The organism is Sporosarcina ureae (assembly GCF_002082015.1).
GTDB lineage: Bacteria > Bacillota > Bacilli > Bacillales_A > Planococcaceae > Sporosarcina > Sporosarcina ureae_A.
Genome location: NZ_CP015109.1, coordinates 1,662,674 through 1,676,580, shown reverse-complemented (window position 1 = coordinate 1,676,580; position 13,907 = coordinate 1,662,674). Strand labels below are relative to the sequence as shown.

General features: G+C 43.2%; 15 protein-coding genes. All 15 read left to right on the top strand.

Annotated elements, in window-relative coordinates:
* The first annotated feature begins 16 nt into the window (after positions 1–16).
* Genes SporoP17a_RS08305 through SporoP17a_RS08235 form a run of 15 tightly spaced genes read left to right on the top strand, consistent with a single transcriptional unit; the run spans position 17 to position 13,899 of the window.
* A complete protein-coding gene (locus SporoP17a_RS08305) occupies positions 17–1,111 on the top strand; it encodes a cobalt-precorrin-5B (C(1))-methyltransferase (protein WP_420542203.1) in 1,095 nt (364 codons plus the stop codon).
* A complete protein-coding gene (cbiE, locus tag SporoP17a_RS08300; protein WP_083035964.1) occupies positions 1,086–2,279 on the top strand; it encodes a precorrin-6y C5,15-methyltransferase (decarboxylating) subunit CbiE in 1,194 nt (397 codons plus the stop codon). The genes SporoP17a_RS08305 and cbiE overlap by 26 nt, the downstream gene beginning before the upstream one ends.
* Positions 2,279–2,983 carry a precorrin-2 C(20)-methyltransferase gene (gene cobI / locus SporoP17a_RS08295; RefSeq protein WP_083035959.1) on the top strand — a complete coding sequence of 235 codons (705 nt, stop codon included), beginning with the start codon at positions 2,279–2,281 and terminating at the stop codon, positions 2,981–2,983. Before cbiE ends, cobI begins: the two co-directional genes overlap by 1 nt.
* Positions 2,983–3,765: a precorrin-4 C(11)-methyltransferase gene (gene cobM, locus SporoP17a_RS08290; protein ID WP_083035960.1), complete on the top strand. Its 783-nt coding sequence runs from the start codon at positions 2,983–2,985 to the stop codon at positions 3,763–3,765. Before cobI ends, cobM begins: the two co-directional genes overlap by 1 nt.
* The gene (locus tag SporoP17a_RS08285; RefSeq protein ID WP_083034239.1) at positions 3,758–4,894 is read left to right on the top strand and encodes a cobalt-precorrin 5A hydrolase; all 1,137 of its coding nucleotides are present in this window, start codon (positions 3,758–3,760) and stop codon (positions 4,892–4,894) included. The genes cobM and SporoP17a_RS08285 overlap by 8 nt, the downstream gene beginning before the upstream one ends.
* Positions 4,891–6,249 carry a cobyrinic acid a,c-diamide synthase CobB gene (locus tag SporoP17a_RS08280; RefSeq protein WP_083034238.1) on the top strand — a complete coding sequence of 453 codons (1,359 nt, stop codon included), beginning with the start codon at positions 4,891–4,893 and terminating at the stop codon, positions 6,247–6,249. The genes SporoP17a_RS08285 and SporoP17a_RS08280 overlap by 4 nt, the downstream gene beginning before the upstream one ends.
* Positions 6,246–6,875, top strand: a complete 630-nt coding sequence (locus SporoP17a_RS08275) for a precorrin-2 dehydrogenase/sirohydrochlorin ferrochelatase family protein (RefSeq protein ID WP_083034237.1) — start codon at positions 6,246–6,248, stop codon at positions 6,873–6,875. The genes SporoP17a_RS08280 and SporoP17a_RS08275 overlap by 4 nt, the downstream gene beginning before the upstream one ends.
* The gene (gene cobA, locus SporoP17a_RS08270) at positions 6,872–7,669 is read left to right on the top strand and encodes a uroporphyrinogen-III C-methyltransferase (protein ID WP_083034236.1); all 798 of its coding nucleotides are present in this window, start codon (positions 6,872–6,874) and stop codon (positions 7,667–7,669) included. The genes SporoP17a_RS08275 and cobA overlap by 4 nt, the downstream gene beginning before the upstream one ends.
* Positions 7,626–8,180 (top strand): nitroreductase family protein, encoded by a 555-nt coding sequence (locus SporoP17a_RS08265; protein WP_083034235.1) that lies wholly within the window; start codon positions 7,626–7,628, stop codon positions 8,178–8,180. The genes cobA and SporoP17a_RS08265 overlap by 44 nt, the downstream gene beginning before the upstream one ends.
* A gap of 13 nt (positions 8,181–8,193) precedes the next feature.
* Complete coding sequence (locus SporoP17a_RS08260) at positions 8,194–8,733, top strand: cob(I)yrinic acid a,c-diamide adenosyltransferase (protein WP_083034234.1); 540 nt, start codon at positions 8,194–8,196, stop codon at positions 8,731–8,733.
* The gene (locus tag SporoP17a_RS08255; RefSeq protein WP_083034233.1) at positions 8,733–10,214 is read left to right on the top strand and encodes a cobyric acid synthase; all 1,482 of its coding nucleotides are present in this window, start codon (positions 8,733–8,735) and stop codon (positions 10,212–10,214) included. The genes SporoP17a_RS08260 and SporoP17a_RS08255 overlap by 1 nt, the downstream gene beginning before the upstream one ends.
* A 39-nt stretch (positions 10,215–10,253) precedes the next feature.
* Positions 10,254–11,081: a class I SAM-dependent methyltransferase gene (locus SporoP17a_RS08250; RefSeq protein ID WP_237262408.1), complete on the top strand. Its 828-nt coding sequence runs from the start codon at positions 10,254–10,256 to the stop codon at positions 11,079–11,081.
* Position 11,082: 1 nt separating this feature from the next.
* Positions 11,083–12,123 (top strand): FecCD family ABC transporter permease, encoded by a 1,041-nt coding sequence (locus SporoP17a_RS08245; protein ID WP_083034231.1) that lies wholly within the window; start codon positions 11,083–11,085, stop codon positions 12,121–12,123.
* A gap of 2 nt (positions 12,124–12,125) precedes the next feature.
* Positions 12,126–12,899, top strand: coding sequence for an ABC transporter ATP-binding protein (locus SporoP17a_RS08240; protein WP_083034230.1), 774 nt, complete (start codon positions 12,126–12,128; stop codon positions 12,897–12,899).
* Positions 12,900–12,906: 7 nt separating this feature from the next.
* Positions 12,907–13,899 (top strand): ABC transporter substrate-binding protein, encoded by a 993-nt coding sequence (locus tag SporoP17a_RS08235; RefSeq protein WP_083034229.1) that lies wholly within the window; start codon positions 12,907–12,909, stop codon positions 13,897–13,899.
* Positions 13,900–13,907: the final 8 nt, after the last annotated feature.

The window sequence follows — 13,907 nt, the reverse complement described above, 5'->3', positions numbered from 1 at the left end:
AAAAGACCCTTCAAAAATGCGTCATGGCTACACTACAGGATCTTGTGCTACGGCAATGACCAAGGCAGCGTTACAAGGATTGGTGACGGGAAAAGTGCCGGAAGAAGTCACTATTTATTTACCTGTTGGCAAGTACGCCACATTCAAAGTGACGGCATTTGAAGTAGTAGATGGCGGTGTAATGTGCGAGACCATCAAAGATGCGGGCGATGATCCTGATGCGACACACAAAGCCCGGATTCAGAGTACTGTTTACTATTCAAAGGAAGAAGGTATCCATTTGGACGGAGGGATTGGCGTAGGACGAGTGACGAAACCGGGACTCCCCGTACCCGTCGGTCAAGCAGCCATTAACCCGGTACCACGTAAAATGATACTTGGAGTTGCACAAGAAGGATTCGAGCATTACCAATTGAAACGCGGAATAGATGTGGTGATTTCCGTACCTGATGGAGAAGAAATTGCTAAAAAAACATTGAATGGGCGTCTGGGTATTATTGGAGGAATTTCAATATTAGGAACCCGTGGGACAGTAGTGCCATTTTCGAGTTCTGCCTTCATGGCAAGTATTGAGCAGGCAATCAGTGTGGCAAAAGAAGCGGGCTGTGATCATGTGGTTATCACGACAGGCGGCCGCAGTGAAAAGTTCGCTTTGAAACAATATCCGCATTTACCGGAAGAAGCCTTCATAGAAATGGGCGATTTTATTGGTTTTACGCTTAAGAATATTGCGCGCAAGAAAATCGCCAAAGTTTCCATGGTGGGAATGATGGGGAAGTTTTCAAAACTGGCACAGGGCGTAATGATGGTTCACTCAAAAAGCGCGCCGATCAACTTCGGATTTTTGGCGGAAATGGCAAATAGAGTAGGTGTCGATGAAAAAACTCAGGAGGAAATTCTGCAGGCCAACACTGCATCACAAGTTGGCGAAATACTTCAAGGAAACGATGCGTTTTTTGAAGCGCTGAGTAAAAACTGCTGCTACTATGCTCTGAATCATATGAACGCCGAGGTTGAAGTATCGACATCATTGTATGCGATGAATGGAGACTGTTTAGGAAAGGCTGAGAACATTGACAAATTGGATGAAAATGATTGGTATAGGGGATAATGGCGCGGCAGGATTGCTCCCTCAATATATAGAGTGGATCAATGAATGTGATGTGCTAGTAGGTGGAGAACGCCACCTTCAATTCTTCCCTTCATTTGAAAAAGAAAAGAAAGTAATTAAGGGCGGTTTGTCAGCATTAACAGCGGAATTAAAGGAAGAAACACGTAATACCGTTATTTTGGTGTCCGGTGATCCATTGTTTTATGGTCTGGGTGGCGTACTGTCAAAAAAACTGCAACTGGAGATCTATCCATATACAAGTTCGGTTCAACTGGCTTTTTCAAAAATGCAGGAAAGTTGGCAAGATGCGTACATTGTCAGCCTGCATGGCCGATCTATAAGAGGTTTTGCACAGAAAATAGACGGGCGTAAAAAAATAGCGATATTAACCGATGAAACGAACTCCCCACAAGCCATTGCGACGTATTTAAAACGCTTTGACATGATGGAGTACGATGCCTTTGTTGCCGAAAATCTGCAAGGAGTAAATGAACGCTGCCGTTTCCTCTCACTAGATGAAATGGAACAAACTTCATTTTCCCCTTTAAATGTAGTGATCTTAAAGCAGCGCCATACAGTGGAACGTGCTTCTCTTGGTATTCCAGATGATGCATTTCTGCAGCGAAAACCGGATAAAGGCTTAATTACAAAAAGAGAAATTCGAACACTTTGTCTACAAGAGCTAAAACTTAAAGAAAACAGCGTGGTTTGGGACATTGGAACTTGCACAGGTTCTGTTGCGATTGAAGCAGCAAAAATAGCTCGGGACGGGGCAGTGTACGCCATTGAAAAAAATGAAGGTGACCTTGAAAACTGTTTGGAAAATCAATTGAAACATCGTACAGACTTTGTTGCGGTGCTGGGTAAAGCGCCGGAACGTCTGGAAGAATTCCCAGACCCCCATGCAATTTTCATTGGCGGTAATGGTGGGAATATGGAGCGGTTGTTGCAAACTTGTGTTTCGCGCCTGCAGCCGAATGGCCGACTTGTCATGAATATCGCCACGATAGAAAATTTGGCTGAAGCGATGAGCCATTTAAAAGCGTTAGGCTGTGAAGTGTCCATATTGCAGGCACAGCTCTCAAAGAGTAAACCGATTTTACATTTAACACGTTTTGAACCGTTGAACCCCATTTATATAGTGACAGCACAGAAAGGACAGAAATGATGACAATAGGAAAATTATACGGATTAGGTGTTGGACCAGGAGATCCTGAATTAATTACTGTAAAAGCATTTCGTAAATTACAAGAATGCCCGGTCATTGCGTACCCCAAAAAATTAAGAGGCAGCAAGTCTTATGCCCATCGTATCGTAGACGTTTATATTAATCCGGCTGAAAAAGAGATGCTCGGTATAGTCTTCCCCATGACCAAAGAAGAAGAAGTATTGCGTACTGCATGGGAAAAAGCAGCAGAAGAGATTTACCGTTACTTAGCAGATGGAAAAGATGTAGCGTTTGTGACGGAAGGGGACCCGATGCTGTTTAGTACATTCATTCACTTACTGGGAATAATGAAAACAAAGCATCCGGAAGTACCTATTGAAACAGTGGCCGGTATTTCGTCATTTAATGGTTCAGCGAATCGGTTAGGGATTGCATTAGCTGAAGGTGATGACCACGTGGCCATGATTCCTGCTACAGAAAATATGGAACAGATGCGTCAAGTTATTGAAAGTCACGATGCAATTGTTTTTATTAAAGTAGCCAAAGTACTGGATGAAATGTTGGATTTATTGGAGGAAATGAAATTACTAGAAAAAACGCATGTAGTGACAAAAGTTACTTCTGACGAAGAAGTGATTTGGAATACGGACGAACTTAGAGGTGCGGATTTAAATTACTTGTCATGTATGGTGGTGCGCAAATGATGGAGAAAATTTGGATTATCGGTGCAGGTCCAGGAGATCCTGATTTAATAACGGTGAAAGGCTTGAAGCTATTACAGCAAGCAGATGTTGTCATGTATACCGATTCACTTGTAAGCGAAAAGTTAGTGGAGGAAGCGAAAGAATCGGCAGAAGTTATCCGTACGGCAGGAATGCATCTTCAGGAAATGGTGGATTGTATGGTCGAACGAGTCAATGCCGGAAAAACGGTTGTACGATTACATACGGGGGATCCAGCGATGTATGGCGCAACAATGGAACAAGTGGCATTACTGAAGCATCATAATATTGGTTATGAAGTAGTGCCGGGCGTGAGTTCTGTTTTTGCTGCTGCGGCGGCAGTCGGTGCAGAGCTGACGGTCCCTGATTTAACACAAACACTTATTCTAACCAGGGCGGAAGGGCGTACTCCTGTACCTGAACGCGAAAAGTTACAGATACTTGCAAGTCATCATTGTACGATAGCTATGTTTTTAAGTGCGACATTAACAAAGAAAATTGTAAAAGAGTTGCAAGCAGCGGGATGGGCAGATGACACGCCGGTAGCTGTCGTGCAGCGTGCTACATGGCCGGATGAAAAAATTGTTCAGACAACATTGATTGAACTAGATGAAGCGATGCGTGTCAATGGTATTCGTAAGCATGCGATGATTTTGGCAGGCTGGGCATTAGACCCGAATATTCATGAAAAAGAGTATCGTTCAAAGCTGTATGATAAAACATTTACCCATGGTTTCCGAAAAGGCGTGAAAGCGGATGATTAATTTACGCGAAGGTGAAATTCCCGTCATTGAAAAGCGCAAACCGTATGCTCTCGTCGCCATTACGAAACACGGAGTTGCCAATGCGAGAAGCTATACGGAAACATTTCCGTACGCAGACCTTTACTATATGAAAAAATTCGCTAAAGGTGATGAAGAAGCACGCCAAATTCAACTGTTTGACGGAACCGTACGATTATTATTGCCCGCTTTGTTCCAGCAATACAAAGGAGTCATTTGTATCATTTCGCTGGGCGCAGTTGTTCGTATGATCGCCCCGATTATGGTGGATAAAATGACAGATCCTGCTGTATTGGTTGTTGATGATCTGGGCCAATACGTCATCAGCTTATTATCAGGGCATATTGGCGGTGCTAATGCGCTGACTTACGAGTTTGCACAAGCAATCGGTGCTGTGCCTGTAGTTACGACTGCTTCGGATGTACAAAAAACTATACCGGTCGATTTATTTGGCGCTCAATTTGGCTGGATGTGGGATAGCGAAGAAAAACTGCTGCCGGTCAGTGCATCAGTTGTTAATGAAGAGCATGTGGCAATTGTACAGGAAACAGGTGAAAAAAATTGGTGGATGCATGATCGTACCATGCCGGCCAATTTGAAAATCTATGCGTCAACAACAGAAGCAATTCAGGCACAGCCTCAGGCAACCCTACTTATAACAGATCGATTAATCGATGCACATGAGGAAGTGTTGCTGGAAAACGGAGTGATCTACCGTCCGAAATCCATTGTGCTCGGCATTGGCTGTAATCGTGGAACAGCACTGGAGGAAATTGAGCAGGTCATAGATGAAACATTAGCAGAACTGTGTTTGAGTAAAAAAAGTGTTAAAGCGGTAGCAACTATAGATTTGAAAAAAGATGAGACAGGGCTGCTTGAATTGACTGCCAAGCATAATTGGTCGTTTGTTACGTATACACCTGAACAGCTAAATGAAATGCCGTTGCTTAACCCGTCTGAAACCGTATTCAAATATACAGGTGCATACGGTGTGAGCGAGCCGGCAGCATTGCGCTGTGCAAATGCAAGAGAATTAGTATTAGAGAAAAAGAAAAGTGGCAATGTGACGGTATCCATTGCGCGTGTCAATTTTGAGGAGAGAGAACAATGAATCGATTTGTACTGGCTGGTACAGGGAGCGGTGTTGGAAAAACAACGTTCACCATTGGGATTATGCGGGCACTTATGAAGCGTGGTTTAACCGTACAAGGCTTTAAATGCGGCCCGGACTATATCGATACGGCCTATCATACAGCTGTCACCAAACGACCGTCACGAAATGTGGATAGTTACATGATGGCTCATGATACGATACGTGCGATTGTCGCAAGAGCCAGCCGAGATGCAGACGTAGCCATTATCGAAGGCGTGATGGGCTATTACGATGGTAGATCCCCTTTGTCAAATGAAGGATCGGCTGCACACATAAGCGATATTACGAATAGTCCCGTCATTTTAATTGTCAATGCAACAAGTATGGCGAGAAGTGTAGCAGCAATCGTTAAAGGATTCCAGTCACTGGATGAAAACTCCAACATTGTCGGTGTCATTGCGAACCAATTAGGCAGTAAGAATCATTATGACATTGTCAAAACAGCAATAGAAAAAGAATGTGGAATTCCAGTTATCGGTTACCTGCCAAAAGATGCTGTACCTACAATGCCAAGCCGTCACTTGGGCTTGGTTCCGGCCATTGAACGCGGTGATCTGAATTCTTATTTTGATAGTCTGGCAACTGCCATTGAAGAAACTGTGAACATTGAGCAGCTGATGGAAATTACAAATGCGCAAACAATAGAAGAATTCTCATCGATTTTTGATGTTCAGACAGAAAGCCAAGAAGTTCATATTGCAGTAGCTAAGGATGCAGCATTTAACTTCTATTATGAAGAAAACCTGGAATTACTGCGTGCATATGGTGCAACTTTGCATTTCTTCTCTCCGTTACGAGATGAGGAAGTTCCGAATAAAGCGCAGGGAGTATATATCGGTGGCGGTTTCCCCGAAGAGTTTGCAGAACAATTAGCAACAAATGAAAAAGTGAAGGAATCATTAAGAAATGCAATTAGTCGTGGATTACCGACATTGGCCGAATGTGGCGGTTTTATGTATCTGACAGAAGAAATCATCGATCGGCAGGAGCGAAAGTTTCCAATGCTTGGTGTGATCCCGGGGCGTGTGCTTATGCAGGATAAGCGGGCGGCACTCGGTTATAGAGAAATTACAGGTGTTACAGGAAATTTCTTAATTGATGAAGAGACACAGGCAAAAGGGCATGAGTTTCATTATTCGAAATATGAGGGAGAGCATACTAGCCCAGCGTATTTCAGTAAAAGCCGTTTTCGCGTTCAGCAGGAAGGTTATTTACATAAAAACCTTGTAGCGGGCTTTACACAATTTCATTTTGCCTCAAATCCCCAGCTTGTGCGAAATTGGCTGAAAGCATGTTTGGAGGGAGAACATTGAACTATTTTCCGCTGTTAATGAATGTGGATTATAAAAAGGTTGTCATTATTGGAGGGGGGCATGTAGCAAGTCAAAAAATAGAAGCCTTACTTCCGACGAAAGCAATGATAACCGTAGTCAGTCCATCAGTGACAGAGAAGGTACAACGGTATGTCGGAGATGGGCTTGTTACGTGGAAAGAAAAGGCATTTGAATCAGCTGACTTAGACGATGCCTCCTTGGTTTTTGCTGTTACAAATGATGTAGAAGTAAACAATGCAGTGGAAGAAGCAACACAGCATTGGCAATTACTTAGTCGTGCGGATGCAAAAGGGCGTGTTGATTTCATCAATCCGGCAGTCGTTCGCCGCGGAGAATTTGTTGTGACTGTCTCAACATCAGGGGCCAGTCCTGGTTTAACGCGTAAGGTAAAGACGGATTTAGCGGAGCAATTTGGAGACCATTATGCATCATATGTTTCTTTCTTAAGGAAAGCCCGTCAGCAAGTCTTACAAGTGTTTCACGGAGAGACGAAAAAACAAGTTCTGGCTGAACTCCTGGATCCAAAACTTTTGGAGTGGATGGAGCAAGGTGAAGATCAAAAATGTGAAGAATGGCTACAACAACGGATAGGAGAACAACATTGAGCGGATTTGTATATATTGTAGGGGCTGGTCCTGGTGACCCGAAACTATTGACAATCAGAGGATTAGAATGTATTCAGCAGGCGGACGTGATCTTATATGACCGACTGGTAAATGTTGAATTACTGCAACATGCAAAAGCGGATGCTGAGCTTATTTATTGCGGCAAAGAACCAGGTAAACATGGAATGATTCAAGATGAAATCCATCGTGCGCTGGTTCAGCATGCAAGTTGTGGCAAGCAAGTGTTGCGCTTAAAAGGTGGAGACCCGTTTGTCTTCGGACGCGGTGCTGAAGAAGCCGCAGTTTTACGACAAGCCCGCATACCATTTGAAATTGTTCCAGGAATAACAGCAGGCATTGCGGCGCCAGCTTATGCAGGAATCCCGGTTACACACCGTGATCATGCTGCAAGCTTTGCCATTGTTCCAGGCCATGGTCGCGCCGAAAAAGGACAGGATTTCTTACACTGGGCAGCGCTTGCCCAGATTGACACGGTGGCGTTTTATATGAGCGTCGGAAACATCGGACATATTACGAAAAGCTTAATAGAAAACGGTAAAGACGAAAAAACCCCTGTTGCGGTTATTGAATGGGGAACTACTGAAGAACAACGTACGATTACGGGGACTCTCACAACGATTTCACAAGAAATTAAGAAACATCACATCTCGAATCCGTCCATGATTTTAGTAGGTGACGTAGTAGGTGTACGTGAAGAGATTCATTGGTTTGAAGAAAGGAGCAAAAATAATGTTAGAGACATTAAAAAAACGCCGTGCGATTCGACAATTTGAAACGCGTGAAGTGGAACGAGAAAAGATTGAGACGCTATTGGAGGCAGCAACATATGCACCAAACGACCGTATGCGTGAACCTTGGCATTTTTTTATATTACAAGGTGACAGTTTGAAACAGTATGAACAAGTGGCACTCGGGTATTTACAAAAACGCTTTCCGACAAAACCACATTTAGTGGAAGGTTCAATGGAAGCGATCAGACAAACACCGCTGATTATCGTGGTAACTTCCGCCATTGTGGATGGAGATGAAGGGGCTACGAAGGACAATACCTTTGCAGTAAGTGGTGCCATTATGTCGATGTGGCTAATGGCGGAACAACTAGGTTTAGGTATGGTGTGGCGTACGCGCGGTGTAGGGTTGGTGCATGAAACAGCACTACATTCATTTATCGGTGCGTCGGATCAGGAACAACTAATAGGAACGCTGTGTATTGGGTACCCGGCAGAAGAGATAACTTCTGTCAAAAAACGTACGTCATATACTGAAAAAACAACTTGGCTATAAGGGGGAATTGTAAATGGCACGACAAGGAATGTTACTAGTATATACAGGTGAAGGCAAAGGAAAAACCACTGCCTCACTCGGTGTTACTTTACGTGCAATTGGTCGCGGCATGAAGGTGAAATATTATCAATTTATTAAATCGCCTGAACGCACATATGGTGAGCAAATTGCTTTGCGAAAACTAGGGGTTGAAACCGTGCAATTAGGTATCGGATTCACATGGACAAAAACACCGGAGGAACACCGGGAAGCACTTGCAAAAGCATGGCAGACGGTAAAAGAAGAGTTGCAAGACGAAACGACAGATGTTTTGGTGCTAGATGAGCTCAATAATGCGTTATCTATCACACGTTTTCCGGTCGATGATGTGTTGCCGCTGGAAGAAGTAATAGAGGCAATAGTGAACCGTCCAAAGTCCATGCACTTGGTCATCACAGGACGTTCCGCGCATCCATCAATTCTGGAATTAGCCGATTTAGTATCAACCATTGATGCAACAAAACATTATTATACAGATCAAGATGTCCAGGCCATGAAAGGTCTAGAATTTTAATGAAAGCCATTATGATTCAAGGCACCGCATCGGATGTGGGAAAAAGTGTTTTATGCACTGCGCTCTGTCGTATTTTAGCTAACGACGGGTACCGGGTTGCGCCATTTAAATCACAAAATATGGCACTGAATTCCTACGTCACCCAAGATGGCGGTGAAATCGGCCGGGCACAGGGTGTCCAGGCGGAAGCCGCAAAAATTCACGCCACAACCGACATGAATCCGATTTTATTAAAACCGACAGGGAATATGGTGTCGGAAGTGATTTTACACGGCAAACCATTTGCTCATATGGATGCGGTTTCGTACCGTGAAAACTTCGTTGAGCAAGTAATGCCAGAAGTGCGAAAGTCGCTGCGGCGTTTAGAGGCACAATACGATGTCTTGGTATTGGAAGGTGCGGGAAGCCCGGCTGAAATTAATTTGAAAAGCCGGGATATCGCCAATATGCGAATGGCTCATGAAACAGATGCAGCTGTTATTTTAGTGGCTGATATTGAACGTGGTGGGGTATTTGCATCGATTGTCGGTACTTTGATGTTGCTGGATGATGAAGAGCGCGCACGTGTAAAAGGGATTGTCATTAATAAATTCCGCGGCATGAAGGAATTGCTCGACAGCGGCATCGATTGGCTTGAGGACTATACAGGCATTCAAGTACTTGGTGTCATTCCGTATTTTGATGTACAAATTGAAGCCGAGGATTCGATGGCGCTGTCGAGCCTGCGTTTAAAGAGACCCCAGCGTCAAGAGTTTGATATTGACGTTGCAGTTATTCGTTTCCCTTTGATTTCTAACTTTACAGACCTTGATCCATTATTTGAAGAGCCTGACGTAGGTGTGCGCTTTGTTTCTTCCTTGAAAGATTTGAAGAACCCGGATGTCATCATTCTACCGGGGACGAAGAATACAATTGAAGATTATGTATGGCTGCAAGAAACGGGTTTGGCTCAAGAGATTCTACAGCAGTCACAAAAAGGGAAGAAAATGATAGGGATTTGCAGTGGTTACCAAATGCTTGGTGAATCGATAGTAGACAATCGGACAGTTGAAAACGAAGGTGCGACGTATTCCACACTTGACTTACTGCCAATTAAAACGATGTTAGTTGATGAGAATCAATCAACTCAAATCAAGGGGACGAACTATGCGGGCCAGAAGATGACGGGTTTTGCATTTTATCTGGGATGCAGTACACCAACCCAGCCGATCCAAAGCTTTATCTGCACGGAAGATGGCAGACAAGATGGTGTGTATACAGAGCAAGTCATAGGTACATATTTACACGGGGTTTTTCAAAATCGTCCGTTTACCCGTAAGTATTTTAACCAAATCCGCGTGGCCAAAGGCTTGGCGGAAGTAACAGGTGAAATTCATTCAGACTATGACCGGCGGGAGCAGGCGTATGAAATGTTGGAACGTCATGTGCGCAAATATTTAAATATGAATAAAATCTATGAGTTACTGGATGCGTCAATGTAGCAAATGGATTATAGAAAGCATTGAGGAGAAGGTTCAATCATGAAGGGATCCCCTTTAGAAATCGATTTTGAAAGACTCTGGAAAGAAGGCATGTTGGATTGGCACGGTAAGATGCCAGAGCGTATGGTGGATGACGAGCTGGAAGAAGCATTTTGGGCGCAGTCCATGAAGAAAAAGACATATAAACAAACAGATGACTATGCAGACCAAATCTATGAAAAAATGAAACGTTATATTCCGCGGGATGCAAGCTGCCTGGAAATCGGACCGGGGTGGGGAAACTATACATTTCCGTTAAGTGAAGACGTAAAAAGTCTGACACTTGTAGATGGTTCCGAAAGTGTGCTTGCTTATTTAAGACAATATTATGAGAGCGATGCGCCGGTTCGGTTTATTAATAGCAAATGGGAAGAAGTGCAAGTTGAGCCACATGATGTCGTCGTCGGAGTAAATTGCTTTTACCGTATGTATGAAATGAAAGAAGCACTGGAAAAAATGAATGCAATTGCGCAAAAACGTGCCATCATCGGCTTAACGACCGGCCCGATTCAACCGCATTACGTTGTCTTAGATAAGCAGTATGGCTATGACATTAAATATCCGCGCCGCGATTATATTGCCATTCTCAATATACTGTATCAACTAGGCATTTACGCAGATTGTGAAATGGTCAAGCTGGAGCGTACATACCGTTACGATACATTGGAACAACTATATGAAACACAAAGCAAAAAAATCCTATCACGGCAGTTTGAAATGGCACATGTGAAAGCTTCGCTAGAACCTTTTGTTACATTGGAGGAAGGTCGATACGTGTACCGTCACCCTTTTTATGCAGCAATCATTAACTGGGAGCCATCGATATAGCATGACTAAGTTACGATTCACACTATTAACAGGAGCATTGCTGGCAGTGTTGCTTGCTTCTATGACATTTGGAGTCATGGTGGGTTCTGTTGATATCACCCCGACTATTATTTGGGAAGTCCTATTTTCGAACATCGGTTTATCGGTAGAGCCTACCGCTTCAAAGGCACAGAGCATTATTGTATGGGAAATTCGTTTGCCACGGATTATACTTGCAGCGATAGTCGGGGCAGCATTAGCTGTCAGCGGCGCAGCAATTCAGGCACTTGTAAGGAATCCTATTGCGGATCCTTATATTTTAGGCGTGTCGTCCGGCGCATCAGTTGGCGCGACGCTGGTCATTTTACTTGGTGCGTTCAGCTTTTTAGGAACCTATGCATTATCTGTCGCTGCTTTTTTGGGAGCAATTTTTGCAGTCGTTATCGTATTTCTATTGGCACGTGTCGACGGACGGACATCTGTTATTCGTCTGCTTCTGGCGGGAATTGCAATTTCAATGGTATTTTCGGCCATCACAAATTTTATGCTTATGACATCAAAACAACAAGGCGGCATTCAAGCTGTAATACATTGGATGCTTGGTAGTTTGGCAGGCGCGAAGTGGTCAACAATTGGATTGCCGTTTTTTACATTCCTCTTCATTTTTCTCTTACTAGTATTCAATTACCGCCAGCTTAATGCGCTACTCCTCGGTGAAGAACTGGCTACTACTCTGGGCATAAATTTAGACCGTTTTCGGATTTTTATTATCCTTGTCGTCTCGTTACTGACGGGTGTTGTGGTTGCAAGCAGCGGAAGCATTGGTTTCGTTGGACTAATAATACCGCATTTTGTGCGAATGATGGTAGGTTCAAACTACAAACTGGTTTTGCCGATTAGTGCATTAATGGGTGCGGTTTTCTTAGTGTGGGCGGATGTGGCTGCGCGTATTGCGATAGCGCCAGAAGAAATGCCAATCGGAATTGTGACTGCTATTTGCGGAGGCCCCTTCTTTATTTGGATGCTTAGACGCCGTCGATACACTTTTGGGGATGGTGAATAAAGATGTTGCAAGTAAAAAATATTTCATTTTCAGTGTTGGAAAAGAAAATTTTGCATGATATATCCTTTTCATTGGATCAAGGCAAGCTTATTGGCGTTATAGGCCCCAATGGTAGTGGGAAATCAACGATGTTAAAAATTATTTACCGCTATTTACAGCAAACAAGCGGAGTTGTGACGTTATATGAAAAAGACATGAATCAAATGACTCAAAAAAAGATCGCGCGAGAAATGGCTGTCGTGAGTCAGGAAACCCCTGTACTATTTGACTTTACCGTAAAAGATTTAGTCATGATGGGACGGACGCCATATAAACAATGGCTTGCAAAAGACAGCAAAGAAGATTTTGCTATTGTTGAAGAAAGCATGCGGCTTGCCAATGTACTTTATTTAAAAGATCGAACGCTCGGTCAATTATCGGGTGGCGAAAAGAAACGGGTTATGTTGGCACGCGCACTCGCACAACAGGCAGAAATATTGATTTTGGATGAACCGACCAATCATTTGGATATCGAACACCAGCTTCAGTTAATGGATTTGGTGAAAGAACTGCCTATTACCATCATAGCAGCATTGCATGATTTGAATTTAGCATCCAGTTATTGTGATGAATTACTTTTAATAAAAGAAGGGGTTCTTCATATGAAAGGAACACCGGAACAGGTGCTGACAGAGGAAACGATAGAGCAAGTTTTCCATGTACAAGCCGATATTTCAAAGAATCCATTTACACAAAAACTACATTTATTTTTCACACAGAAAATACAGGGAGAATAGTGGGCATATGAAAAAGAAATTAATCTGGACATTCATGTTTTTTAGTATGTTGCTTGTATTAGCAGCATGCCCAAATAAAGATACAGAAAATGAAGACGAGAAGGACGTTACGAAAAACGGACAAACAGAGCAGGGGGAAAAAGTCGTTATTGACAACAATGACTTTATCATTGAATACGATGAAGCACCAAAACGTGCAATTTCATTAAACCAGCATGTAACAGAAATCATGCTGGCGCTTGGTTTGGAAGATTCAATGGTCGGTACAGCCTATTTAGATGACAAGATTTATAAGCCGCTTCAAGAACCCTATAAGGAAGTCCCCGTATTAGCGGAACAATATCCATCCAAAGAGCAAGTGATCGAAGTGGAAGCAGACTTTCTATATGGTGGCTGGTCAAGTGCATTTACTGAAAAATCCATTGCAACACGTGAAGAGTTAAAGGAGCTGGGCATCGATAGCTATTTACAGATGTCATCTACTAAAGTAGCGCCAACTTTAGAAGACATTTATACAGATATTCGCAATATCGCAAAGATATTCAGAATAGAAGAACGTGGGGAAGAACTAGTTGGTCAGATGAATCAAGATATCAAAGAGATTACAGCTGAACTACCTGAAGTGAAAGAACCGTTGGAAGTCCTAGTATTCGATAGTGGTGAAACGGAAGTCTTCACGGCAACACAGAACTTTATGAATACACTAGTGACAATGGCTGGCGGCCATAACATTTTTAATGATGTGGAAGGGAACTGGGCCACTGTTTCAAAAGAAGACGCGGTTGATCGTCAGCCGGAAGTGATTGTTGTAATTGATTACGGTTCAACCACAGTAGAGCAGAAGATTAATTTCCTTAAATCAGATCCGGCATTAAGCCAAACGCCTGCCGTACAAAATGAAAAGTTTATCACTTTACCATTGTCGGCAGCTTCTGAAGGTGTTCGTGTAGCAGAAGCAGTCGAAATTTTAGCAAAAGGTTTCTACCCGGACGCTTACTAATTGTATGG